This is a genomic window from Marinicauda sp. Alg238-R41 (assembly GCF_947331485.1).
Classification (GTDB): domain Bacteria; phylum Pseudomonadota; class Alphaproteobacteria; order Caulobacterales; family Maricaulaceae; genus Marinicauda; species Marinicauda pacifica.
Map to the genome: position 1 here is coordinate 318,543 of NZ_CAMZOJ010000001.1, position 24,083 is coordinate 342,625.

Annotated in this window: 16 protein-coding genes; 4 read left to right on the top strand and 12 right to left on the bottom strand. The window is 62.6% G+C overall.

What is annotated here, in order from left to right:
* Positions 1-544: 544 nt before the first annotated feature.
* Positions 545-5,215, top strand: coding sequence for an Ig-like domain-containing protein (locus tag PGP17_RS01375; RefSeq protein ID WP_270373873.1), 4,671 nt, complete (start codon positions 545-547; stop codon positions 5,213-5,215).
* 46 nt (positions 5,216-5,261) lie between these two features.
* On the opposite strand, the gene PGP17_RS01380 is transcribed toward PGP17_RS01375, so the two are convergent.
* From PGP17_RS01380 to PGP17_RS01395, 4 genes are all read right to left on the bottom strand, one after another.
* Positions 5,262-6,008: a metallophosphoesterase family protein gene (locus PGP17_RS01380; protein ID WP_270373874.1), complete on the bottom strand. Its 747-nt coding sequence runs from the start codon at positions 6,006-6,008 to the stop codon at positions 5,262-5,264.
* Between the two features lie 226 nt (positions 6,009-6,234).
* The gene (locus tag PGP17_RS01385) at positions 6,235-8,721 is read right to left on the bottom strand and encodes a TonB-dependent receptor plug domain-containing protein (RefSeq protein WP_270373876.1); all 2,487 of its coding nucleotides are present in this window, start codon (positions 8,719-8,721) and stop codon (positions 6,235-6,237) included.
* A 208-nt stretch (positions 8,722-8,929) separates the two neighbouring features.
* Positions 8,930-10,003, bottom strand: coding sequence for a dipeptidase (locus tag PGP17_RS01390; protein WP_270373878.1), 1,074 nt, complete (start codon positions 10,001-10,003; stop codon positions 8,930-8,932).
* Positions 10,004-10,073: 70 nt separating this feature from the next.
* Positions 10,074-10,697: a helix-turn-helix domain-containing protein gene (locus PGP17_RS01395; protein WP_270373879.1), complete on the bottom strand. Its 624-nt coding sequence runs from the start codon at positions 10,695-10,697 to the stop codon at positions 10,074-10,076.
* Between the two features lie 320 nt (positions 10,698-11,017).
* On the opposite strand from PGP17_RS01395, the gene amaB reads away from it, so the two are divergent.
* The 3 genes from amaB (at position 11,018) to PGP17_RS01410 (ending at position 14,617) form a co-directional block, all read left to right on the top strand.
* Positions 11,018-12,595 (top strand): L-piperidine-6-carboxylate dehydrogenase, encoded by a 1,578-nt coding sequence (amaB, locus tag PGP17_RS01400; RefSeq protein WP_270373880.1) that lies wholly within the window; start codon positions 11,018-11,020, stop codon positions 12,593-12,595.
* A gap of 36 nt (positions 12,596-12,631) precedes the next feature.
* A complete protein-coding gene (locus PGP17_RS01405) occupies positions 12,632-13,621 on the top strand; it encodes a tetratricopeptide repeat protein (RefSeq protein ID WP_270373881.1) in 990 nt (329 codons plus the stop codon).
* Positions 13,622-13,723: 102 nt separating this feature from the next.
* Positions 13,724-14,617, top strand: a complete 894-nt coding sequence (locus PGP17_RS01410; RefSeq protein ID WP_270373882.1) for a tetratricopeptide repeat protein — start codon at positions 13,724-13,726, stop codon at positions 14,615-14,617.
* 14 nt (positions 14,618-14,631) lie between these two features.
* Here the strand turns inward: PGP17_RS01410 and PGP17_RS01415 are convergent, their stop codons facing one another.
* The 8 genes from PGP17_RS01415 to PGP17_RS01450 all read right to left on the bottom strand — a co-directional run bounded on the left by PGP17_RS01415 (position 14,632) and on the right by PGP17_RS01450 (position 24,065).
* Entirely contained in the window at positions 14,632-15,450 is an 819-nt protein-coding gene (locus PGP17_RS01415; protein WP_270373884.1) for a transglutaminase-like cysteine peptidase, read from the bottom strand.
* A gap of 241 nt (positions 15,451-15,691) precedes the next feature.
* Complete coding sequence (locus PGP17_RS01420; RefSeq protein WP_135944939.1) at positions 15,692-15,970, bottom strand: hypothetical protein; 279 nt, start codon at positions 15,968-15,970, stop codon at positions 15,692-15,694.
* A gap of 85 nt (positions 15,971-16,055) precedes the next feature.
* Positions 16,056-17,048 carry a UDP-glucose 4-epimerase GalE gene (gene galE / locus PGP17_RS01425; protein ID WP_270373885.1) on the bottom strand — a complete coding sequence of 331 codons (993 nt, stop codon included), beginning with the start codon at positions 17,046-17,048 and terminating at the stop codon, positions 16,056-16,058.
* Positions 17,049-17,132: 84 nt separating this feature from the next.
* Entirely contained in the window at positions 17,133-17,849 is a 717-nt protein-coding gene (locus PGP17_RS01430; RefSeq protein ID WP_270373886.1) for a sugar transferase, read from the bottom strand.
* 121 nt (positions 17,850-17,970) lie between these two features.
* A complete protein-coding gene (locus PGP17_RS01435; protein WP_270373888.1) occupies positions 17,971-20,202 on the bottom strand; it encodes a GumC family protein in 2,232 nt (743 codons plus the stop codon).
* Positions 20,203-20,272: 70 nt separating this feature from the next.
* A complete protein-coding gene (locus tag PGP17_RS01440) occupies positions 20,273-21,508 on the bottom strand; it encodes an outer membrane beta-barrel protein (protein WP_158291262.1) in 1,236 nt (411 codons plus the stop codon).
* A gap of 114 nt (positions 21,509-21,622) precedes the next feature.
* The gene (locus PGP17_RS01445) at positions 21,623-22,051 is read right to left on the bottom strand and encodes a hypothetical protein (protein ID WP_270373890.1); all 429 of its coding nucleotides are present in this window, start codon (positions 22,049-22,051) and stop codon (positions 21,623-21,625) included.
* 181 nt (positions 22,052-22,232) lie between these two features.
* A complete protein-coding gene (locus PGP17_RS01450) occupies positions 22,233-24,065 on the bottom strand; it encodes an O-antigen ligase family protein (protein ID WP_270373891.1) in 1,833 nt (610 codons plus the stop codon).
* Positions 24,066-24,083 lie beyond the last annotated feature (18 nt).

Below are 24,083 nucleotides of genomic sequence, written 5' to 3' on the forward strand. Positions count from 1 at the left end.
AGAGACGCGACGACAAGTCTGCGCCCGGGGCTTCGTCATCAAAACAATATAATGACGTCGCCGCACACCTGCGAGCGTGCAAAAGCCAATGAAATGATGGTGAGAAATGCCCCGGGGGACGGGCGTTCAGCTCACTGCGCGAGGGGCAAAATCCATGAGAACCTTCCTGAACGCTTTACTGGATGGACGTGTGTCGACAGGAGCGAACAGCTCGGCGGGGCGTTCGGCCCGCCCTGAACTCGTCCGCCGGCTTTTCGGAAGCTGGGCCCGAATGGTCCCTGCATTGGCTCTTCTTGTCGTATACGTAATGCCGGGTGCTGACGCCGAAGCACAGGTGGTGACTTGCCCCGATAATGATCCGACTGTGTACGGGTACGCCAGACCAACTCCGGTCGAGTGCAGCGGCAGTTCTCGAGGCTCACTTGGAGGAGAGGGATTTGCTATCATCCGTTACAATGATAGCGAGCAATTTAGTGTCTATCATTGGATTAATTCCTCCGTTCTTCGTAATACGCCGTCCTGCACAGGCGCAGGTTGCGGCTCAATGACGACGGGCAGGAGCTATTGTGTTAGCGCAAACGGGTCCTGTGCGGTCACATATACCTATGCACAGAGTAATGGTGACGATGTCACGGTCGAGTTCGATATCTTGCCCGCAACCCCGACCACGCTTCGAAACGCCCGGGCCACAGGTCTCGGCGTGCCGGACACGGTTTCGCCGCGGATTTCCAGCCTGGTTCGTCATTCGCCTGCGACCGAGACCACCGATGCCGACGCCCTGACCTGGCGCGTAACGTTCGACGAGACGGTGACGGGTGTCGGTGATGCCGATTTCTCCGTTTCAGGAACGACCGCCACAATTGCGAGCGTCACAGACCAGGGCAGCAACCGTTATGATGTGACGGCTTCCGGTGGTGACCTGGCCTCTCTCGAGGGGACGGTCACACTCTCCGTACTGCCGAACGGAATCCAGGACAGCGCCGGCAACACGTTGACCAATACGGCCCCGACGGGGACCAACCAGCCCAGCTACCAGGTGTCGAACGACACCACGCCGCCGAGTGTGACACTGAGCTCGACCGCGTCCGACCCGGTGTCCGGGGCCTTCCCCGTGACGATTACTTTCTCTGAATCCGTGACCGGCTTTGCGGCCGGCGATCTGTCCCTGACCAACGCGACCGCCTCGGCCTTCTCCGGCACAGGCGCGGTCTACACGGTGACCATCACGCCGTCGGCCGACGGCCAGGTGACGGTTGGCGTGGCGGCGAACGTGGCCCAGGACGGGGCCGGTAACCAGAACACCGCCGCGACCGATCTCACCCGGACGGCCGATGCAACGGCGCCGAGTGTGACACTGAGCTCGACCGCGTCCGATCCGGTGTCCGGGGCCTTCCCCGTGACCGTCACATTCTCTGAATCCGTGACCGGCTTTGCGGCCGGCGACCTGTCGCTGACCAACGCGAGCGCCTCCGCCTTCTCCGGCACCGGTGCGGTCTACACGGTGACGATCACGCCGTCGGCCAACGGCCAGGTGACGGTCGGCGTGCCGGCGAACGTGGCCCAGGACGGGGCCGGCAACCAGAACACCGCCGCGGCCGATCTCACCCGGACGGCCGATGCGACGCCGCCGAGTGTGACACTGAGCTCGACCGCGTCCGACCCGGTGTCGGGGGCCTTCCCCGTGACGATCACCTTTTCTGAAGCGGTCACCGGTTTTGCCGCGGGCGACCTGTCCCTGACCAACGCGACGGCCTCGGCCTTCTCCGGCACCGGCGCGGTCTACACGGTGACGATCACGCCGTCGGCCGACGGCCAGGTGACGGTCGGCGTGCCGGCGAATGCGGCCCAGGACGCGGCCGGTAACCAGAACACCGCCGCGACCGATCTCACCCGGACGTCCGACACCACGGCGCCAAGCGTGACACTGAGCTCGGCCGCGTCCGATCCGGTGTCGGGGAGCTTCCCCGTGACGATCACCTTCTCTGAATCCGTAACCGGTTTTGCCGCCGGCGATCTGTCCCTGACCAACGCGACGGCCTCGGCCTTCTCCGGTACCGGTGCGGTTTACACCGTGACGATCACGCCGTCTGCCGACGGCCAGGTGACGGTTGGCGTGCCGGCGAATGTGGCCCAGGACGGGGCCGGTAACCAGAACACCGCCGCGACCGATCTCACCCGGACGGCCGATGCAACGGCGCCGAGTGTGACACTGAGCTCGACCGCGTCCGATCCTGTCTCGGGGAGCTTCCCGGTGACGATTACTTTCTCTGAATCCGTGACCGGCTTTGCGGCCGGCGACCTGTCGCTGACCAACGCGACCGCCTCCGCCTTCTCCGGCACCGGCGCGGTGTACACGGTGACGATCACGCCGTCTGCCGACGGGTCTTTGATGGTTGAGCTTCCTGCAGGCGCGGCGACCGATGTCGCCGGCAATGCAAACTCGGCCTCAAACACGCTCTCGCGCACGGTCGACAAGACCGTGCCGGCGGTTACGCTCAGCACGAGTGCCCCCGATTTCGTAACCGGACCGTTCTCGGTTTCAATCGCTTTCTCCGAAGGCGTGAGCGGGCTTCAACTAGCCGATCTCGCTCTCACCAACGCGACAGCCAGTAATCTGAACGGCGCTGGCAAGAGCTATACCGTAGATATTGCGCCGGACCAGAATGGCATGGTGAGCGTGAACCTTCCGGCGGCCGCGGTCGTCGACGGAGCCGGAAACGCGAACTCCGCTTCGAATACGATCACGCGCGAGCTCGATACGAGTGCGCCCGCCGTGACGCTGACCTCGAATGCGCCGGACCCGGTTTCCGGCACTTTCGAGGTCGCGATTGAGTTTTCCGAGGAGGTGAGCGGCCTCGAGCTGACGCACCTCAGCCTGGTCAACGCGAGTGCGGAAAATCTCGCCGGCAACGGGACGAGCTACACGGTTGATGTGACGCCCGTCGCCGACGGCGAGGTCACGGTCGCCCTGCCGGTGAATGCGGTGCAGGACGGGGCCGGCAATGGAAACGCCGCCTCGAACATCCTCGCTCGGAAAGCCGACGGCTCCGCTCCCGAGTTGACGATTGCGCTTCCCGGCGCCGAGATATCCGGGCCTTTCACGGCGAGCCTGTCCTTCTCAGAGGATGTGACCGGCTTCGAAGCGGGCGACATCGAAGTCGTCAACGGGGTGGTCAGCGACTTTTCCGGCTCGGCTGCGGAGTACACCGTCCTGGTGACGCCGGACACAGTGGGCCGGGTCGACCTATTCGTTAGGGCGGGCGCGGCGGCCGATGCCGCGGGAAATGCCAATGGCGAGGCCTCGGCGAGCATCCAGGCCGTGCCCTCCGCCGAAGAGATCACGCTGACACTCGCATCGGATGTGGACGATCCGGAGTCGGTGCTGGGCACCGCCACGCTGACCAATCCCGGCCGCGCCCCGCTGAGATTTGAAGCCAGCACGGACGCAGCCTGGCTGGATATCGATCCTCTCTACGGGACGATTCCGTCTGCCGGGGCAGTAGATCTCAAGATCGCGCTCAATGCACTCGCCGAGGAGCTGGAGCCGGGCGACCACACGGCCACGATCACCATTACCGAAAGCGGGGAGGCAGGGCCTGCGGGTCCCGCGTCGCTCGGGCGGGCTGCGGCCGGGAGAACGGTGCTCGTTGAGTTCGCGGTTTCGGTGAGCGTCGAGGTCCGCAACGGCGATCTTACGCTGGTAGCCACCACGCCTTCAGCTCCGGGCAGCGACACGCCGTTCGCGTACACGTCCGATCTTGCCGCATTCCAGGATTTGATCCTTACCCCCTCGGCCGGGCGGGCAAGTGCGTCCGTCCCGGACGTGAGGCACGGGGCCTACACGATCACCCAGAACCTGCCGGCGGGCTGGCGCGTGAAGTCCATCGAGTGCGCGGGTGACTCCGATTCAGGTTCGACCTTCGATGTCGAGACTGCCCGAGCGACGATCGACCTCGATCCCGGTGAGAGCCTCGTCTGCACCTTCGAGAATGTGCGTGACGAGGATGCGGTCCGTATCGCCACCCAGCGCGCCATCCGCAATTTCATGATCCGCCGGGCCGATCGGCTGATTGCCTCGGCACCCGCTCTCTCGCGGCGGTTCGCCGAGCGCTCCGCGACCGGGCGCGGGACGTTCGGTGCGGATGTCGACGGGTCCGGACGCTATCAGCTGACATTCGCAGGCTCGCTATCTGGAATGCGCAACGCCGCAGCGGCACAGACGCCAGAGATTGCCGGCGTCACCAATTATGAGCGGCCCTTCCTGGACGGCTGGGATATATGGCTCGCCGCCCAGGTGGCAGGGGTCAGCGACGACCGGGCTGGCGAAGACGCGGAGAGCGACTTCGGCGTCGCTCAGCTGGGTATCGACTACCGCATGGGCGAGGACGTGATTCTCGGCCTGCTCGCCCAGTATGACTGGATGGACGAAAGCGCCCGGGAGATCGTCGAGGAGGCGGGCGCGATCAGCGGCGCCCGCGTCGAAGGAGACGGCTGGATGGCGGGCCCCTACGCGGTCTGGCGCATCCAGGACTCGCTCGTGTTCGATGCCCTGGCGATGTATGGCGGGTCCGACAGCCGTGTCGATCCGCTCGGCCTCTACCGGGATGAATTTGAAACGGACCGCTTCATGCTGCGCGCCAACCTGACCGGCCAATTCGCAGTCGGCCCATGGCGGGTACGGCCGCAGGCCGGGGTCACGCATTTCGAGGAAACCCAGAACGCCTATACCGACAGTCTCGGCAACCTCATTCCCGATCAGTCCATTGCCATCGGCCGCTTCCGCGCCGGGCCGGAGATCGCCTGGCGTCACCAAGGCGAAGGGGGTGGCTGGCTGGAACTCAATACCAGCCTTCGCGCGGTCTGGGACTACCAGACCGCGGAACTCCTCAATGAGGCGGGTGAACTGGCCGGGGGGGACGAAAACCTGCGCGCCGATGCAAGCTTCGGAATTTCCAGCCGGCTGCCCGGCGGCATCACGATGCGCCTGGGGGCCGGCATTTCAGGACTGGGGGTCGGGGATTTCCACGCCACCACGGGACGGTTCGAAATCCGCATACCGTTCGGCGCGCCAAGTCGTGGCGGGACCGCCGCCAGGGCCGGCTTCGCCGGAGGAGGCCGCGCGGGGCTGACCGGCAATTGCAATGCACCGGGACGGAGTGGCTTCGAACAGATCTACCAGCGGAGCCAGCCGAGGAGTTGCGGCTCCGCCCCTTGAACTTACCTTTATCGCCCGCCCTGCGGCGCAGGCGACCCGGCTGGCGTCAGGTCGACAGAAAGGCGACCCTGGCACCCTCCAGCCGGGCCGCGGTGAGGCGGTTGGTGATATATGCGCCGGTGTCGAGACCAATGCGCCGGCCATCATTGACCGGTCTCTCTTCAGGCGTATGGCCGTGGACGATGATGCGCTCCAGGGCGCGGTCATCGTTCAGGAACACCTCCCGAATCCAGAGCACGTCCTCCTCACTCTGCTGGTCGATGCGGCGCGCCGGATCGACCCCCGCGTGAACGAAGAGATAGCAGCCGCGCTCGGCACTCAGATGGAGGCCCTCGAAAAATTCGCGATGGGCATTCGGCAGGGCGTCCAGGAACTGATTCTGGACTGAAATCCAAGCCTCCGGCTCGTTGGTGCGAGGCGGCGTCACTCCGTAGGAGGCCAGCGTTTCGAGCCCGCCAAACCGCGCCCAGACCGGGCCGACGCCGGGATCGCTCAGGAAATCGAGCAGCGTGGCCTCGTGATTGCCCTTTAGATAAGTCGTGCGATGGGGCGATTGCGCGGCAAGCTCGATCAAGCGCTCAATGACACCGCGCGAATCCTCGCCGCGGTCGATATAGTCGCCGAGAAAAATGAATTCGGCCGGTTCACTCTTGGCGTCGTGTTCGATGACCGACAGGAGGCGGGCGAGCAGGTCGTTGCGTCCGTGAATGTCTCCGACCGCGTAAATCCGGCCGACGGGCGGAGCGGGACGTTCTATCCCTCCGGTCAGGGTCTTTAGGAGCTTTCGTAACACCAGGACGAACCAGACTTCCTCAGGAATGCAGGTCTGCGCGCTTGACCTTGAGATCTAGGCGATCGGAGCGCAAGCGGGAAGCGCCGGGCAATGAAGCACTTGGCGTGAGGTAGAGCGAGCCGGATGCACACATCGTCACCCTTGTGCGAACGCAAGTCACGGGCGGAAGACAAACGCCCCGCGTCTCTCGACGCGGGGCGTTGCCGTTCCTGCGGGGGTCTAGATGCTAGAACTCGTAGTCGAGGCTAACATAGTAGTACCCGCCGCTGAGCCCGAAGGGAGAATGGTTGTCGTACTGGACACCAAACAGCTCGTAGATCGGACGGCGTGGGGGCGGATAGGTGTTCGCCAGATTCCGGGCGCCCATGGCCACAGTGAAGCCATCGAAGCCGTTATAGGCGATCTCGGCATCGAAGAGGATTTCCGGATCGCGGGTACGGATATAGTCCAGATCAACCCGGGTCCATTCGCCGTAGTAGACGGCACGGCCAAGAATATCGAAATCGCCGATATGATGCGTGGCCGAGAAGGTCCCGCGCCAGCTCGGAATACCCTCTTCGAACTCGAGCACCTTGTCAGGTGTGAACACGCCGGTCGGGTCGCTGCGCAAGGTTTGCTCGTTATAGCTCGCCGCCAGGCTGAAGTCTGTGGAAGTATTGTTGTTCCAATCCTGTGTGAACGTGGTCACCAGGTCAGCGCCACGCACACGCGTGTCGAGCTTGTTCTGGAAGAAGCGGACCGTCTGAACCCCGATACCATTGGGGTAGCCGACTGCCTCGAGAGCGGCACGCTCTCCCGGCGTCGTTGCAATCTGGTCGGAAAGCAGCAGACGGTCGTCCACATCGATCTGGTAGAAGTCCAGCGTGGCGGTGAAGCGGTCATGCGAGACGACGAAACCGGCCGAGAGGTTCTCCGAGGTTTCCGCGACAAGCTCCTGAGAACCGAAGATCTGAGCGGCATCCGATCCGGGCACCAGCACCGCATCGAGAATGAAATCGCCGGTCGGGCTGATCTGAGACGTCTGGGAAGTCCCGAAGAGCTGGCCGGCCGCCGGAGCGCGGAAACCTGAGTTCATGGCGCCGCGGATTGCGAAGTTCTCGTTGAAGTCGTAGCGGGTGGCGAACTTGTAGCTGACATTGTCGCCAAACGCCTCGTAATTCTCGTAGCGGCCTGCGAGCGAGACCGTCCAGCGGTCGGTCAGATCGGCTTCCGCCTCGAGATAGCCGGCATAGCTTTCTGCTTCGAACTCACCTGCAACATCCGGGCTGTAACCCTGAAAGCCGTTGGAGCCGACGGGAAGGTCAATCAGCGGCCCTGCCACGTAAGACGCGCGGTCGCCAGCGCCGATCGTATACTCCTCGTTTCGATAGCTGAGCCCACCGAAAAGGAAGATATCGCTAGCAAAGGCATCGACGTTGAACGACTTGAACGCTTCAAGGTTCAACTCGTATTCGCGCTGGGCGAGCGAGCCCGGGTCGAACGATGTGGGCGACTCGACGCCCATCGACGCGTTAATCGAATTTTCGAGCGTGTAGTCGATCTTGTTCTTGCCCCAGCGGAAGGACGCGTCCCACCCGATGAAGTCCGTCTCTTCCTGAGAGAGACCCAGCACGGTCGAGAAATCGGTTTGCTCGCCTCCAAAGAGCGGCGTGTAACCACCCGGGTATATTGAAGCGAGATTGAAGATTTCCGGGTGAGCCGGGGTGCCGTCAAACGCGGAGTCCGCATAGGTGGCGTGCTGGCCCAGACCGCCGGCGGCCTGGGATTGGCGATAGAAGAAGCCGACTTCGGTATCTGACTGCATATAGTTGCCGAAGAGGTAGGCTTCGCGACCGCCGCCAAGGTCGAGACCGGCATTCCACACAGTCTTCAGCGCCTGGGTTTGCGGATCGCCCGTATTCATCGCCGGGGTCGGCACGCCGGGCACGCCCATGTCGCGCAGAGCCTGGGCTCCGACGTGCGTGCCCGCACGGATCGTCTCATTTTGTGAGATGTACTGGGCACTCAGATTGATGAAGCCGGCATCGGTCAGCGGCAAGCCGACATTGACCTGCAGGTCGGCGGTTTCTCCGCCATCGTCAAAGTACTGGCCGGTCTCGAAGGAGATATTTCCTCCTTCAGGCGCGCTCTTCAGGGTCAGGTTTATGACGCCGGCGATCGCGTCAGAGCCATACTGGGCCGAGGCGCCATCGCGCAGGACCTCGATCGAGCTGAGTGCGATCGGCGGGATAACATTGAAGTCCTGTCCCTGCGAGCCGGATGTCGTCGCGTGCCCGGTGCCGATCTGGACCGTTGCGGAACGATGCCGGCGCCGACCGTTGAGAAGCAGGAGTACGTGATCGGCCGGTGAACTGCGAAGCGTGGCCGGGCGCACGAAGGACGAACCGTCATTGAGCGGCAGGCGCTTCACATTGAATGCCGGGACCAGGGTGCGCAGGGCGTCGTTGAGGTCGGAGTAGCCAGTCGACCCGATGATGTCCGGCTGGATAACATCGATCGGCACCAGGCTCTGGTCGTCCGTACGGCCGCGGCGGCGCGTACCGACAACAACGATGTTGTCCTCTTCGGACGCGGCGGCCGGAGCCAGACCGCCCGACTGCGCCGAGCGGGCCTCCGCCTGACTTTCGCCAGATACGGTTTGGGCAAAGCCCGCGGCCGAGACCGAAAACGCCAGCGGCGCTGCGGCAATGGATGCAAGAAGCATTTTCCTCATGGTTGTCCCCCGTTTGGACGGCTCTGCGAGCCAGAAAATTGGCTTTCTTCTTTCAGCAATTTATTTCCTATCATAAAATTTGTTTAAGGCAATACGATCGGAAAATTTTTTCTTTAGCGGCATTTCGTCCGGTTCGACGCAAAACAAAGAGGGGCCGGCAATGCCGGCCCCTAGGGGTCAATCGGAAATTTTTGGGTGAAGAGCGCTGTTACCCGAGCACGTCGCGATAAACACGCATCACATTGCCGCCCATAACCTTTTCTAGATCGCCGGCGCTGTGGCCGCGCGCTGCAAGTCCGTCCCAGATGACTTCCATCCGGCGCGGCCCGTTCAGCTCGTCGATAAATAATGGCCATTCGTCGGGGTTGAAATTCTCCCCCTCCTCGGCGCGCAATTCGGCCAGATATTCGTCTGTCATCTCGATGATGCGATGATCGCGATCACTGCCAATCGCCACGTGCTCGACCCCTGCCACTACAATCGCTCTTTCAATATGATCGAAATAGGCGTCCAGGGCATTTTCCCGGCCGTGGGTCAGGAAAGGCCGAATCTGGCAGATGCCAATAAAGCCGCCGCGGTCTGCAACGGCGCGCATGACCTCGTCAGTGGTATTGCGCTCATTCTCGAAGACGCTCATGACCCCGGTGTGGGAAATGCAAACCGGTTGCGTGGAGTGCTCCACCGTGTCTGTGATCGTCGTCATGCCCGAGTGCGACAGATCGATAAGCATGCCGACATCGTTCATTTTTTCGACCAACTCGCGACCGAACCGGCTCAGCCCGCCATCGCGGCGCTCCTTGCAGCCTGCACCTGCCCAGTTCTGATAATTGTAGGTGATCTGGCTGGAGCGAACTCCCATCCGGTAGAACATATCGACCAGATCGAGGTCGCGCTGAAACTGCGTGCTGTTCTGAAAGAGGTAGAACACGGCAATGCGGTTTTCGCGGCGTGCCTGCTCAACGTGCTCCGGCCGCGTCGCCTTCAAGAACAGGTCGGGGTGCTGCTCGATGTGCGCGTCGTGTGCGAGGACCGCGTCCAGCGCCTCATCTGTTGCAATCTGACCTGTGACCTTCGGATCGGTCAGCGTCACAGTAATCGCATTGAGCCCGCTCTGCCGGATCTGGTCGACCAGATCTGCATCATAGGTGAGACGCATCTCGCCCATGGCATCAAACACCAGCGCCTCGGACGGCGTGGATGCCAGGGCGCGGGCTGCCCCGCTCATCGCAAGCCCCCCAACTGCCGCGCTGCCTGTCAGAAACCCTCTTCGATCGAGTGACATGAAACTCTCCCCTTCAATAATTTTCCTTAAGGAAAATTTATACCGGATTGGGAGAGTTTCGCAAGCCTGGTCAGCCCGTATTGATCCAGAGGACCCGCGCATCCTGCTCGCTTACCGAGATGCATGCGTGCTTCATCCCGCTGTCGATGTAGATACAGTCGCCGGGCCCTAATCGGTCGGGCTCGTAGTGTTCGGTGAAGAAGAGCACCTCACCGTCCAGCACATATACAAATTCTTCGCCCTCGTGGCCTTTCCATTCGTCGAAGTCCTCGATCGAGCGCGCCTTGACCGTGGTCACGAAGGGCAGGATGCGTTTCTGAACGAGCTCGGCTGCCAGGAGTTTGTGGGCGTAAACATGAGTCTCCATCTCCCGGCCCTCGTTGGCGCGGGTGATGCTACGCCGGCCGCTGGGCCGCTCCCCGGAGCTCGCGGCGAATAGCTCGGTGATGTCGACATCGAAGCCGGATGCGAGCCTTTGGACCACGTCGAAGGTTGGGGACATATGGTCGTTTTCGATCTTCGAGAGCGTCGAGGCGGCAAGGCCGGTTCTGCGCGCGGCTTCTTCCAGCGTCCATTTTCGCGCTCGACGAATGGCGCGCACGCGTTCGCCCAGCTCCACTGGCGCACGCCGCGAAGGTGAGCCGCCGCGCGCGCTGGTGATGAGGGATTTCGGGTCGTTGTACTGTTCCGGCATCGGGCGGATACCCTCTCGATCACTCGCCCTTCCCTCGAAGGGCGATCCATAAGATGGGGATGTTTTTTTCTGATGCGTCAGCGCCCATTTGGAGAGCTTATACACCTGTTAATTGACGTCTGCGTTCGGGAGTCAAGGCAATGGGGAATTATTCGGCAAGGTTTCGGCAGAAAGTGCAAGACCCAAACTAAAATAATTCCTTGACCGTCAAATTTGTTTCCAATAGGAAATTTATTGCTTCGATTGAGATTGAATGAGCGAGGGGATCCGCACCTCGCCCGATTCGAAGTGCGGCAGCCGAGACAGGGGGAACTTCCAGGATGGCCAACCTTACGCAGCGAGAGCGCCCGAGCAATGACAGGACGGCAGACAAGGCAGGGCCGCTCAGCTACGCCGATCTAGCCAGAAGCCTGTTCGCCAGGCTCGGCGTCGACCTGCCAGAGGCAGACTCGAACGGCCTTGTATCGGTCACGCCAATCGACGGCCAGACGATCGCCCGCACACCGATGCACGGCGGATCCGACGTGGACGATGCCCTCGCTCGTGCCCAGGCTGCCTTTCTGGCCTGGCGTGATGTTCCTGCACCGCGGCGGGGAGAGCTGATCCGTCTTTATGGTCAGGCGGTGCGCGAGCACAAGGAGACGCTCTCGCGAATCCTCTCGATCGATTGTGGCAAATCGATTGCCGAGGCTCGCGGTGAGATTCAGGAAGTCATCGACATTTGTGACTACGCCGTCGGATTGTCGCGCCAGCTCTTCGGGCTACAGATTGCCTGCGAGAGGCCCGGACACCGCATGTCGGAAACCTGGCATCCGATCGGGGTTTTTGCCCAGATCAGCGCGTTCAACTTCCCGGCCGCGGTGTGGTCGTGGGGAACCATGGTCGCGCTGGTCTGCGGTAATGCGACTATCTGGAAACCCTCGGAGAAGGCCAGCCTCACCGCGCTCGCCTGCGCAGGTTTGCTTGAGAAGACTGCTCGCGCCTTCCCCGGCGCGCCGGATCATCTCGCTCAGCTTCTTGTGGGCGGTCCGGATGTCGGACGCGCTCTGGCCGAGAGCGAGCGGGTCGCGGTCATCAGCGCTACAGGCAGCACGAGCATGGGACGCGATGTTTCGCAGCGGGTCGCCGCACGGCTTGGCCGATCCATCCTCGAGCTGGGCGGGAACAATGCGGCGATCGTTGCTCCCAGCGCCGATCTCGATCTGGCGGTTGCGGGAAGCGTTTTCGCGGCAGCAGGAACGGCCGGCCAGCGCTGCACCACTATGCGCCGGGCGATTGTGCACGAAAATGTGTACGATGCGTTCCTGGCCCGCCTCAAATCCGCGGCGAACCAGCTGCGTATCGGCAACCCGCTCGATGAAGATACCCATGTCGGTCCGCTGATCGACGAAGCGGCCTATGAGGCTATGCAGGCTGCGCTCCGAAGTGCCAAGCGCGAGGGGGGCGTGGTCTGGGGCGGGGAGCGCGTTACCCAAGGCTGCCCCGAGGACGGCTTCTATGTCAGGCCGGCAATCGTAGAAATGCCTGCGCAGAGCGAAATCGTCCTGACCGAAACCTTCGCGCCGGTCCTTTACGCGATGCGCTACCACGACCTTTCCGAGGCGATTGAGATGAACAATGCCGCGCCCCAAGGTTTGTCCTCGGCCCTGTTCTCCAACGACATGCGTGAAACCGAGCGCTTCCTGTCCCACCTGGGCAGCGATTGTGGAATCGCGAATGTGAATATCGGAACCAGCGGCGCGGAGATCGGTGGTGCGTTCGGCGGCGAGAAGGAGACGGGAGGAGGCCGAGCTTCCGGCTCGGACACGTGGAAGAACTACATGCGCCGGTGTACCAACACGGTGAACTATTCCTCAGAGCTGAATTTGGCTCAGGGCCTCGAATTCGGCGCGGCCTGAGTGGTCAAGCCCAACCTGAAGACAAGGAAATTCAAGATGACAATCAAGACCCTGCTTGCCAGCTGCGCCCTTGCTGCTGCCCTGTCCCTGCCGGCCTTCGCGCAGGCGGAGGGGAACACCTACCAGACCGATTCTCTCTTTGGTGAGCGCCTCTATGCCGATGTCAGCGCGGCGGGAAATCTCGCCTCGGAGGAGACGTTCGAGCGCGTCACCGCTGAAGCACGCGCCGATTTCGAGGAGAATATCACTCCGGACACCGCGACCTGGTATGGCCGGGTCCTGTCCTATCAGGGCTATTACCGCGAAGCGATCGACATTTACCAGCAGGGCCTGCGCGAGTACCCGAACAACGCCAAACTGCGCCGCCATCTCGCGCATCGCTACTTCACCCTTCGCCGGTTCGAGGACTCCATTGAAGAAGGGCTGCGCGCGGTCGAGCTGTACGACGGTCAGCCGCTCGAACGCGAAAAGCTCGGTCCGGATTACTTCCAGAGCACGCCGGACGTTGTCCAGTTCTACCTCTACTACCATCTGGGACAGGCGTATTTCGCGACGGGCGATTATGAGAATGCCGCTCGCTGGTTTGTCGAGGCGCGCGACGTGTCGCGCTGGACTCGCGATGCACCGGGTGTCGCAGCGGGCACGTATTGGGGCTTTCTGGCGCTCGGACGCGCCGGACGCTTTGAAGACGCGCTCGAATTGCTGGACGAGTTCGACATGACGCTTCCCGAGCTGAGCGCCAATATCGAGAGCAATTTTTACTTCGACGGTATCCAGCTGTTCAAAGGCCATCGTGAACCTGGCTCCTTCTTCAGCACCGAAGGGACCGGCATGGCATTCTCTGATTCCTCGAGTATCACCTCCTCGACCGCCTTCACCCTGGCAAACTACTACCTGCTCGATGGCCAGCGCGAAGAAGCCAAGGAATGGTACCGCCGGGCCATCAATGTCGATGGCTGGAGCTACTTCGCCCGCATCCAGGCGGAAGCCGACTGGCAGGCCCTTTTCCCCGGTGAAACGCCGTAAGGCGGATCCCGGTACGCCGGTCCGCCTTGCGGCGATTCCCCACCTGCCCTCGCGGCGGACCGGCGCCCTGTTTCCTGACACTCAACGAGACGAGCGCACATCATGTCACTGTTTGCGACCTTGAGCGTTGTTGCGCTCGCGGCCCTCTCCCAACCAGCCCAGGACGAAGTAGCCGGGCGCACCCTGATCGGGACACCGCTCTCGTCTCCTGATTTCTCGCCCGAAGCCCGCGAACGTCTCGAGACCGATCTGGCCATCGCCCGGGCCCAGATGGAGATCGCGCCGGAACGCGAAGACTCCTATATCTGGCTGGGCCGCCGGCTGGGCTATCTTGGCCGGTATGGCGAGGCAATCGGCGTCTTCTCCGAGGGCATCGAGCGCTTCCCGGAGAGCTACAAGCTTCGCCGTTTCCGGGCGCGCCATCTGGCTCGCAGCCGACAATTCGACGCCGCCATCGCCGACTACCGTCGCGGGCTTGAGCTGATGGAGGGGCAACCGGATACGTTCGAGCCGGACGGGATCATCAACGCGCGCGCCTGGCCGCTGGGCACCTATCGGTCGAACCTGCAATACTATCTCGCGCAGACGAGCTTTGCAGTTGGTGACTATGAAGAAATGAATGCGGGCATGATCGAAGCGTTGCATGCACCGATATTGCTCTACAAGGATGACCTCCTCCCGCCAACGGCCTACTGGCGCTACATCGCGCTCATGAAGATGGGGCGTGCACGCGAGGCTGAAGCCGTGCTGGCAACCGTGCCCGACGACCTCTCCCTGATCGAGAACGAGCACTATTATCGCGGTGTGCGTGTCTTCAAGGGCGAACTTGACCCGTTCGACGATGCAGCGGGGCCCCTGGAGCGCTTCGCCGGGGCGATGCAGCTTGTTTTCGCAGGCGAGACTGAACGGGCTGAAGCTCACCTGGTCGAGCTGGTCACGGCCAGTCCGCTCGGCTTCTGGCCTGCAGAGGCAGAGATAGTGCGCCTGCGCGAGTAGGCCCTTCGCCGAACCTAGCTAATCCGGCGCCAGTCGAGCAAATCCGCGCTCGCCTGCATCGTGAGCCAGGTATAGCCGGTCTGGTCCCAGCCGCGCACCCAGGGCGAGGTATTGTCCAGGACAAAGTCACCGGCGCTGGTGCGGACAATGAGCACGGCATGCATGCCGGTCGCGTTGGAGTGCGCGGTTGCCAGAGCCAGCGCCTCCTGCGGCAGACCGGCCTCAAGCAACATGGCGCGTTTCTCCAGTGCGAAGTCTTCGCAGTCCCCGACCGGGGCGCGGTTCTCGCGCAACGGCATCACCCAGTACTCGCTCAGCCCGTAATTCTCTTCGTCGGGGACCCAGCGAATCCGGCCATTGATGACACGGTTCACGCGCGCCAGCTGGGCGAAAAGTTCAGGTGTCGCCTCCAGCCGCTTCGCGTCGTTTCGAGCGGGCTGGACAGTCCGTGCTTCGGCCAGAATATCCGGCTCGACGGTCGCCGGCGCCGCGCCGGCAAGGATCGATTTGGAATAGACGCCGGCAGGCGCCGCGATCTTGATGTCGGTCATGTTGGTTGCGTTGGCGCCGCCCCCGGTGGCCGGTGTCGAGATCGAACCGTCTGTTTGTTCGAGCTGGCTGCGGCTCGAGTGCTCCCCGCACGCCTCCGGCGTCGCAACGCAGAATACCTGCAAGCCGGTCGGCGCATCGACCCTCGGTCCCAGGGCGATGGAGGTGGAGGTCGGGCTGGTCGTTGCGCAGGCGGCGAGCGCCATGAGCCCGGTCAGTGCAAGGCTCGCACGCGACGCCGAACGCGCAATTCTGGAAATGGTTCTGGCGACCGGTTTGGACATCGGTTTCACTCCCGCTTCTCTGGGGGAATGAAAGACCTGCAAGTACTAATCTTGAATTATGATATATAGTGAACCGTAATTAACGTTAAAAACGTAATAAACAACTATATTGAATATCTTCAATATTGATAACAGAGTCGTAAAATATATGGTTAATACATGGTAACGTTGTACACATGCGAAAACGCCGCTGCAATTGGCAGCGGCGTCTATCCAATATTTCTAGGTGAGTCTGGAGATGTTAGCCGACGATCGTCATCAGCGCGTAGATCGCACCGCCGAGTGCGGCCCAGAACGCGGTGCAGGCGCCGATCAGCAGGGCCGTCGTCTGCCTGGCCGACCATGGCGTGCTGTGCGTGGGTGCGTAGAGCGAGCGGCTGAGCGTGTCTTGCAACGCAAGCGCGGGCGATGGTGCATAGCTCGCGCCGGAAAGGTCAGTCGTCAATTCGGGGCGCGCATCCTTGATCTCGCTCAACGGCGTGATGGATGTGGTATCAAATGATTTCAGCCGTGCAGCCATGGCTTCTTCCCCTTCGGCAACCCTTGAGTGAGTCTATAGGGCAAGGCCAGCTAAAATTTCGCTAAGCACTATGCTTAATAAGGCGTCACACCCCCCACCGTGGGGCATGAAACCGCCATGCATCGGTAATTATAGTTTGCGGGTCAGAGCGTTGAGGGGCGAAGCCTAGAACCTCACGGGCGAGTGTCGTGTCGGCGAGCAGGCGTTCGGCATCACCCGGGCGCCTGGGATGAACGTCGTGAGGCACGCGCTGACCGGTGACCGTTTCCACCGCATCGAGAATCTCGCGCACCGAAAAGCCATTGCCCGTGCCCAGATTGCAGGCGAGTCCGCCTTCGACCTCGAACAGCCGGTCGAGCGCGGCCAGGTGGGCATCGGCCAGATCCATCACGTGAACATAATCGCGAATGCAGGTCCCGTCCGGCGTGTCGTAATCTTCTCCGAACAGCTTCATGCGGCCCCCCAGCCCCGCCGCGGCCCTCAGGGCGTTGGGGATGAGGTGGGTTTCGGGATCGTGCTCCTCTCCGATCTCCCCGTCCGGGCTGGCGCCGGCCGCATTGAAGTAGCGCAGTGCCGCGTAGCGCAAGCCTTCGCCACGCGAGACGTCGCGCAGCATCTGCTCCACAGCGAGCTTGGTGCGCCCGTAGACGCTGACCGGGGTCTGGGGCTCGGCTTCGGTCAGAGGCAAGCGCTCCGGCTCGCCATAGGTCGCGCAGGTGGAGGAAAAGACCAGCTTGTCATTGCCCGCGCACTTCATCGCCTGGAGCAGGGTGATCACGCCGCCGACATTATTGTCCCAGAAGTCGAGCGGGCGCTGCTCGCCGATGCCGACCTCGATAAACGCGGCGAAATGCATGACGGCATCGGGCGCATATTGGGAAAAAGCGCTGTCCAGATCCGCGCGGCTGCGGATATCGCCCTCGATCAACGGACCCCATTTGACCGCGCGGCGATGTCCGGAGGACAAATTATCGAAGACGACCGGCCTATCTCCCCGGGCCGCAAGCGCCTTGCAGATATGGGCGCCGATATATCCGGCCCCTCCGACCACCAGGACTGTCTTGGCCGCCTTGCTCATCATGGTCTCCTGACTTGCCTGCATGCGGCAACGGAGCCGAGCCCGGGGCCGCGGTCAATGGGCCTATTGGGGAAGGGGTGTATCCTAGAAGGCGCCCCGACGCAGCAGCACGGCCGGCACCGTCAGCAGAATGATCCGGAGATCGCTCCAGATCGACCAGGTGCGGACATAGTCGGCATCCATCTCCACCCGGGTGTCGTAGTCGATATGATTGCGGCCGGAGACCTGCCATGCGCCGGTCAGCCCGGGACGGGTGGCCGCGTAGTACTTGAAGCGATCACCGTATTTGATCACCTCTTCGTGGACGATCGGCCGGGGCCCGACAACGGACATCTGGCCGCGCAAGATATTGATGAGCTGGGGAAGCTCGTCCAGACTTGTCTTGCGCAGGAAGGCGCCGACGCGGGTAATGCGCGGGTCGTGGCGTAACTTGTGGTCCCGGGCCCATTCGGCCGCCGCATCAGGATTGTCGGCCAGATGCTGACGCAGGCGATCCTCGGCATCCACCACCATCGAGCGGAATTTCAGGCACTGAAAGGTTCGCCCGTGCACGCCGTATCGGCGGTGGGCAAACATCGCCGGCCCGCCGTCGCCAAGCTTGACCAGCAGGCAGATAAGAAGAAAGGCGGGAGCGAGGAAGACCAGCGCGAGCGATGCGAGGGTCACATCGAGAACGCGTTTGGCCACGCTGTTTCGCGGGAGCTGTTTGATATGGTTCTCACCCATGAGCTGGGCATCAGTGAGGCCGGCGCCGCCGATATTCGTATTCACCCCAGCCTCCAAGCCCACAAAGGAAAGCAACTATTCCACTAGGGCAACTTATACGCGAATTCCACGACAGTTTATAGCGGCTGCGCTCGGGATTCATCAATCTGTTGCTCGGCGTGTCATTGCTGCAACGCAGCATAACGCGGCGCGCGGCCTACTCCGAATAGTACTTACGGTAGGCCTGATAGTAGTATCCCGACGTCGCGTAGCCGTAGTGGCGCTGAGCATTCATATCCACATTGTTCAACACGACCCCGAGAATGTTCGCGCGAACCGACTGGAGCGCCTGAATCGCGGTGCGCGCAACTCCGGCCGAACTCTTGCCCCAGAGGGCCGCGTACACGACGCCATCGGCCAACCGCGCGATCGTGCGGGTATCGGCAACCGCGAGGATGGGTGCGGTATCGAGCAGCACAAGGTCGTAGCGCGTCTTAAGCTCTTCCAGAAGCTGAGCGAATGCGTCGGATTCAAAAAGGTCCCGTGGCGTGAAGTTCGTCTCCGCAAGTGGCAGGATATCAAGCGTCGTGTCGGTGTCGCGGGCCATGGCCTTGTCCAGCGAGACGTCACCGCTCAGCACCTGAACGAGCCCGGTGGTGCAGTCCGGGGCAGCCACAGCGCTGAGCAAACGCCGTCGCAGGTCGCAGTCCACGGCAACGACCCGCGTCTGCGCCATCGCCGAAACGCGGCCAAGACCCAGAGTCGTGGTGGTTTTGCCCTCCCCGGGCAATGCCGACGTGATGGCGACCGTCTTCAGCGGCGTATCGATGCCAGACATGCGGATAGCGGAACGGATGGTCCGGAACGCCTCGGCGAAGCTCGACAGCGGCTTGTCCACGACGAAGCGTGCCGGATTAGGCGCCTCGCGCCCGGTAAAGCGGCTTAACGGACCGGCCTTTAGCCGCGGAATTGAGGCAATGTGCGGCTGATTGAGATCGCGCTCCACGTCTGCCTCGGTGCGAAGTGCGTTATCCATCATTTCCAGCACGAAAATGGCCCCGATGCCCGCCAGGCCGGCCAGAACCACGCCGAGCGCCAGGTTCAGCATCACGTTGGGCGCGCTCGGAGAAACCGGGACCGAAGCGGTCGCGACGATCCGGGCGTCCGCGTCGGTGAGCGTACTTGCCTCATCGGTCTGGCGGAATCGGCCAAGAAAGGATTCGAACAATGCGCGGCTGGCTTCGGCGTCCCGCTCCAGCTCGCGCAAGCGGACCAGCGCGCTGTTATTCTCCACCAGCTCACTGCGGAGCTGTCCGAGGCTACCGCTCAACGACGCGACGCGGTTGCGGGCGACATTGACCTCGTTCTCCAGGTTCATCACGATCCGTGCCACTTCCTGCTCAAGCTGGGTCTCGATGTCTGCGATCTCGCGATTGACGGTGACGAGCTCGGGATGACGTTCGCCATAGCGCGAGGCTAGCTCGCTGCGGCGGCTGATAGCGGCCGAGTATTGCGCGCGCAGATCGCGGATCACGTCCGATCGCAGGACTTCGCCGATGGAGTCCGGCGAGACGCCGCGATCGATCTGCTGGCGCACGTTGTCGAGCCGTGCCTGGGCCTCCGCCAGCTCCGCCCGCTGCAACACGAGCTGGGAGTTCAGATCCGAGATCTGCTGCTCGGTCAGCGAGGAGCCTTGTGCGTCCAGCAGCCCTTCCTGGGCGCGATAATTGGCAACGGCCCGCTCTTTGGCGCGAACGTCCTCGCGCAGGGATTCCACGCGCCCGGCCAGCCATTCATTGGCGCGTTCGGTTGCTGTGAACTTGGCCTCCAGCTGGGCGAGCAGGTACTGGTCCGCGAAGGCATTGGCGATATCGCGCGCGAGCCTTGGATTGCGCGACGTCGCCGAGATATTGACTACAAAGGTCAGCCCGACGCGGCGTGCATCGGTCGCTTCGATCAGCCGGGCAGTCACGCGCTCGAACGCAAGCTGCTCGGCGTCGAACGCGTCAGGGCCGTTGATTTCGCCGGGCATCAATCCCTTCGCGAAGGACTTGGCGCCATCGACCAGTCCGCCGAAGAATCCAGGGTCTTCAAGCTCCCGGTTGAACTCGGGCACCGCCGTCAGGTTGAGCGAGCGCACCACGGCTTCTGCCAGGGACCGGCTCTCGATGATCTCGACCTCAGTGTCCACCACGGCAGAATCAGGCGGCAGGCCGGACATGACGGCTTCGAAGTCGATTCCAGGAGATTCCCGGTTCTCGATCATGACACTGGAAGACGCCGTGTAGAGGGGGGTCGTCTGAAGTGTAAAGAGAACAACAGTCAGGAGAACAAGAGCTGCAACCGCAAAGAAAAGCCCGATGCGTCGGCGGAAGGTTTCTATCAGCCCGCGCAAGTCGAGCAACTCTTCGCCGGAATCCTGCGAAACCCGGTGATCGGCGTCGTTCATTCCAGTCCCCTAAAAACACCTACGACCGCGTACGCAATATACGCGGTCCAGATGCATGATGCATTTGAAATTACAGAGACCAGACCAGGCTGACAGCGACGCGGTTCACTTCGTAGTCCTGATTGCCGACCGCTCCCGAAGAATCCTGCCTGAAATGGTTCACGCTGGCGCGAACACCGATATTCCGGTTCAGGAAGTAAGTCGCCGCCAACTCGGCATTGAAGCGCTCGTCGGTACGGTCGATGCCGTCATAGTCGTCTTCGGACAGCTGTACGGTAGCTGATACGATCAGATTGCGGCGCAGTTCGTGATCCACCGTGGCGGAAACATTCGTGCTGAGATAGCCAGCCGCGCCCTGGATCGCGGCGTCTTCAACACTGCGACCGCCCCGGAAGGTTACCGTGGTCAACTGGGTAGGAAACCACTCGACGAGTGCGTCCACGCTGATACCGTCAATCGTAGAGAAGGCCGCGCTCTCGTAGTCCTGCTCGAGGTAGCCGACTGCCACCGCGCCGCGCGCGACCCCACCGAGATCGAAGTCTGCGCCGACTTCAGCGACATAGCCTTCAGAGTCGCGCAGCAGCGGCACGCTCGGCGGGCTGAGATCGTAATCGCGGTCATTATACTTGATACGGGCAAAGAGAGCCGTATCCGGGCTGACCGCATAATCGCCACGAACCTGATAGAGCATCTGGTCGCGGTCTCGGAAGTCCTGATCCGCCACGCCGCCGCCGAACAATACGGCATCATCATAATCGCGTGTGGACCAGTCCGCCCCGGCCTGCAGGCGGATGCGGTTAACGGTGCGCTGGAACTCGGCCCCGATCAGGCCGGTATCGTACTCGATCGGTTCGGCAGCCTGACCCGCTGCGCCTGCGGACGTGCGGGGCTCGGTCAGATGGGCATAAGTGCCGGCGACCTCAACGAAGGTGTTTCGGACAAAATCCAGACGCCCCAGCGCCCCGACATCGTAATTCCAGACGCTCTCGTCGCTGAAATCGAGATACTCGCGACGCGTCGCCGAGGCATCGGCGGAGAAGCCATGACGCGACCAGGTCGATTGCGCGGCGATCGATGGATTGAAGACCGCAACAACGTCCTCCTGTTCCTGATCGGAGGCTGCGAAGACGTTGTCGGTATACTCCAGGCCTACAACGACAGAGGGCTTGTAGATGAAGGCACCGACTTGCGTCCCACCGGAGTCATATTCCGGACGGGGACGCTGCAGCACACTCTCATTCCTGTCGCGTGCGAACATGCCTTCCCCGGCGCTGCCGACCTGGGCCAGCGCGGACGGCGCACTCATCGCCATGAGAAGTCCAGAAATCAACACTAGCCGAGCACGCATTTGTCCCACCACCTGTCACCATGTCTAAGCCAGAGAATAGGCCCGGTGTTACCGGGCCTTATTCCGATTTCATCAATAGTCGGAGGTGCCACCACCACCCGGCGGGGGAGGCGGAGCCGGAGCCGGAGGCGTCCCGCCACCGGTGGCGCCGCCACCCGTCGGGCCGGAGCCCTGACCCGTCGCGGCTACCGTCTGAGCAGCGCTGTTCGCGGCTGCGCGGACCGCGGGCCGGCTCGATCGTGCGGCTACTGCCACAATCGCGGCCTGAGCTACGACCGGATCGACACCTGCCACAGCCGCCAGGATTGCAGCCTCGATCTGCGCTTCGGTCGCATCCTCGGGCAGGGCATCGATGGCTGCTTCGATGACCGCTTCAAGCTGTTCGACTTGCTCGGCGGTCGTCATCGCCGTCTCGTCAGTCTGCGCGATGGCCGGAGCGGCCGCGAACAGGCTGGAGGCAGCAAGGCCTGTTACGGCCAGGATTTTCAATTGGATCGCCACAGCTATCCCCTCTCGTAAGTTCCGTCCCCAACAGGTGAAGACTGGTAAACTGGCGCCAAGATACACAATCCTAGCGCGTAGAGGAAGAGGAGATTTATGGATTCTTAATGACGTTGCTGCGGAGCAACAAGCCATGCAGACTGTCTATCCTGACGAATTGCGACCCATTTTGTGCGCCGCGTCAATCGGGTGAAGCGCGGACAAGTGTTTCCATCCAGCGGGCGCGCCGCGCTTCTGGCTCCAGGCGGAGTTCGCGCAGCACAGCGGCCCGGGTCGATGGGCTCAGTTGACGCCAGACCTGGCTAGCGAAAGCAAGGCGCCAGCGGCGAAAGGCGGCGTTCGCATAGGGCTTTCGCCAGTAGGATTGGGCCAGCGCGGCATCGACTCCTGCCGCGTTTTCACCCGCCAGGAAGCGGGCATAGGCCAGTCTTGCCCAATTGTCTCCATCCCTCGGTTCGGCCGCGAGAACATCCTCGTACAGGCTGGCAGCCAGTTCGGGCTCAATACCAAGCTGAAGCGCGCGGTCGGCCAAGGCTTGGCGTCGTGCCAGGAAGCCGGGCCGGGCGTGCGAGGTCTCGGCGATCCGTGCCAGGCCTGCTTCGTCCAGTCCCATCACCTGGCCTGCCCGGGCATGGTTGATGCCGTTCCAGCCAAAGACCACCGCCAGGGCAAGCAGGCCGAACCCGAACTGCACAGCGAGGAAGCGCCAGGCAGGGGCCGGCCGGCTTGCAGCCGCCTCGCGTTCACTCCGGGCAAAGCCGAGACCCAGTCCGAGGATCCAGGCGAAAAGCCAGAGCACACCGGGAATCTCGAGAGCAAAGTCGACGAGCCCATGGGCGGCGACCAGAACGGTCACGGCGAGAACGGCGCGCAATTCGGTGCGGCCGCGGCGGCGCCTAGCAAGCCCGGCCCAGATCGAGGCGATCATCCCGGCCACGGTGCCGAACATGACGAGCGCGCCCAGCCCGCCGGCCTGAAGCAGCCATTGAAGGTAGACATTGTGAGCGGCGCTCTGGCGCACAAGCGTGGGCGCGGTATGCGCGTCGGCTACTAGATCATTTATGAACCGGAACCCGCCAAGGCCGTGGCCGAACAAGGCCGCATATCCGGTCGCGTCCCAGTACGCAGAAAACATCAATGAGCGTGTTGCGGTATCGTTTCCGACACGCTCGAGGCGCACACCGAGCACTTCGGTCAACGGGAGCAGAAGGACGAGCGCCGTCAGGCCAAGCCCCAGCCCTGTCAGGCGCGGCGTCCAGGACCGGCGTTCTTTGCCGGATTTAAGCGGTTGACGCAGCGTATCCCAGATGAGGAGAGCGCAGCCTGCTCCCAGGCACAGAAGCACGCCCGCCCTCGATGCGCTCATCAGGACGCAGGCCAGCGCGAGGACCGAGACGCTGAGCGGCAAGGTCAGTCCGGCCAGGCCGGTCTCTACCCAGCGCTTTGCGCCGGGGCCCTCTATCCGGCGCCATTGCTGGCAGAACGAGGCGAGCGCGAGAAGGGCGATCATGGCGAAGAAGGTTGCCGCGGTATTCGCCGAGAGGAACGGACCTGCCAGCCGGTTGGTGTGAAAGGGCCGTGTCTGTCCGAACCAGGCGGCGGGCTCGACGGCAAACTGCAGGATGCTGATCAGCGCCAGACTACCGCCCAGGATCAGTGTCCACGACCAGAGGCGGCGCCCCTGCTCGAGTTTGACCGCGCCGCTACGCGCCATCAGAACCACCGCACCGGCTGCGGCCAGGCTCGCGTACTCGCCGAGGCCGCTCACCAGCCACCCCCGCCAGGCTGCGATCAGCAGGAAGACGAGGTAAGCGCCGGCCAGGACGAAGCTGACGCGGGGAAGGTCGATCACACCCGCGATCAAGCCGATCCCGGCGAGTGCGAGGATGAGGGCGGAGATCACCAGGCTGGCCGCAGCAGAATCCGCGCCGAATGCAAAACCGGATGCGGCAAATAGAAAGACCAGGCCAAGGCCGGGGCCAACAAGCCGGGCTGAGGAGCTGAGCCGAACCACGAGGACCGCCCGGCGGAT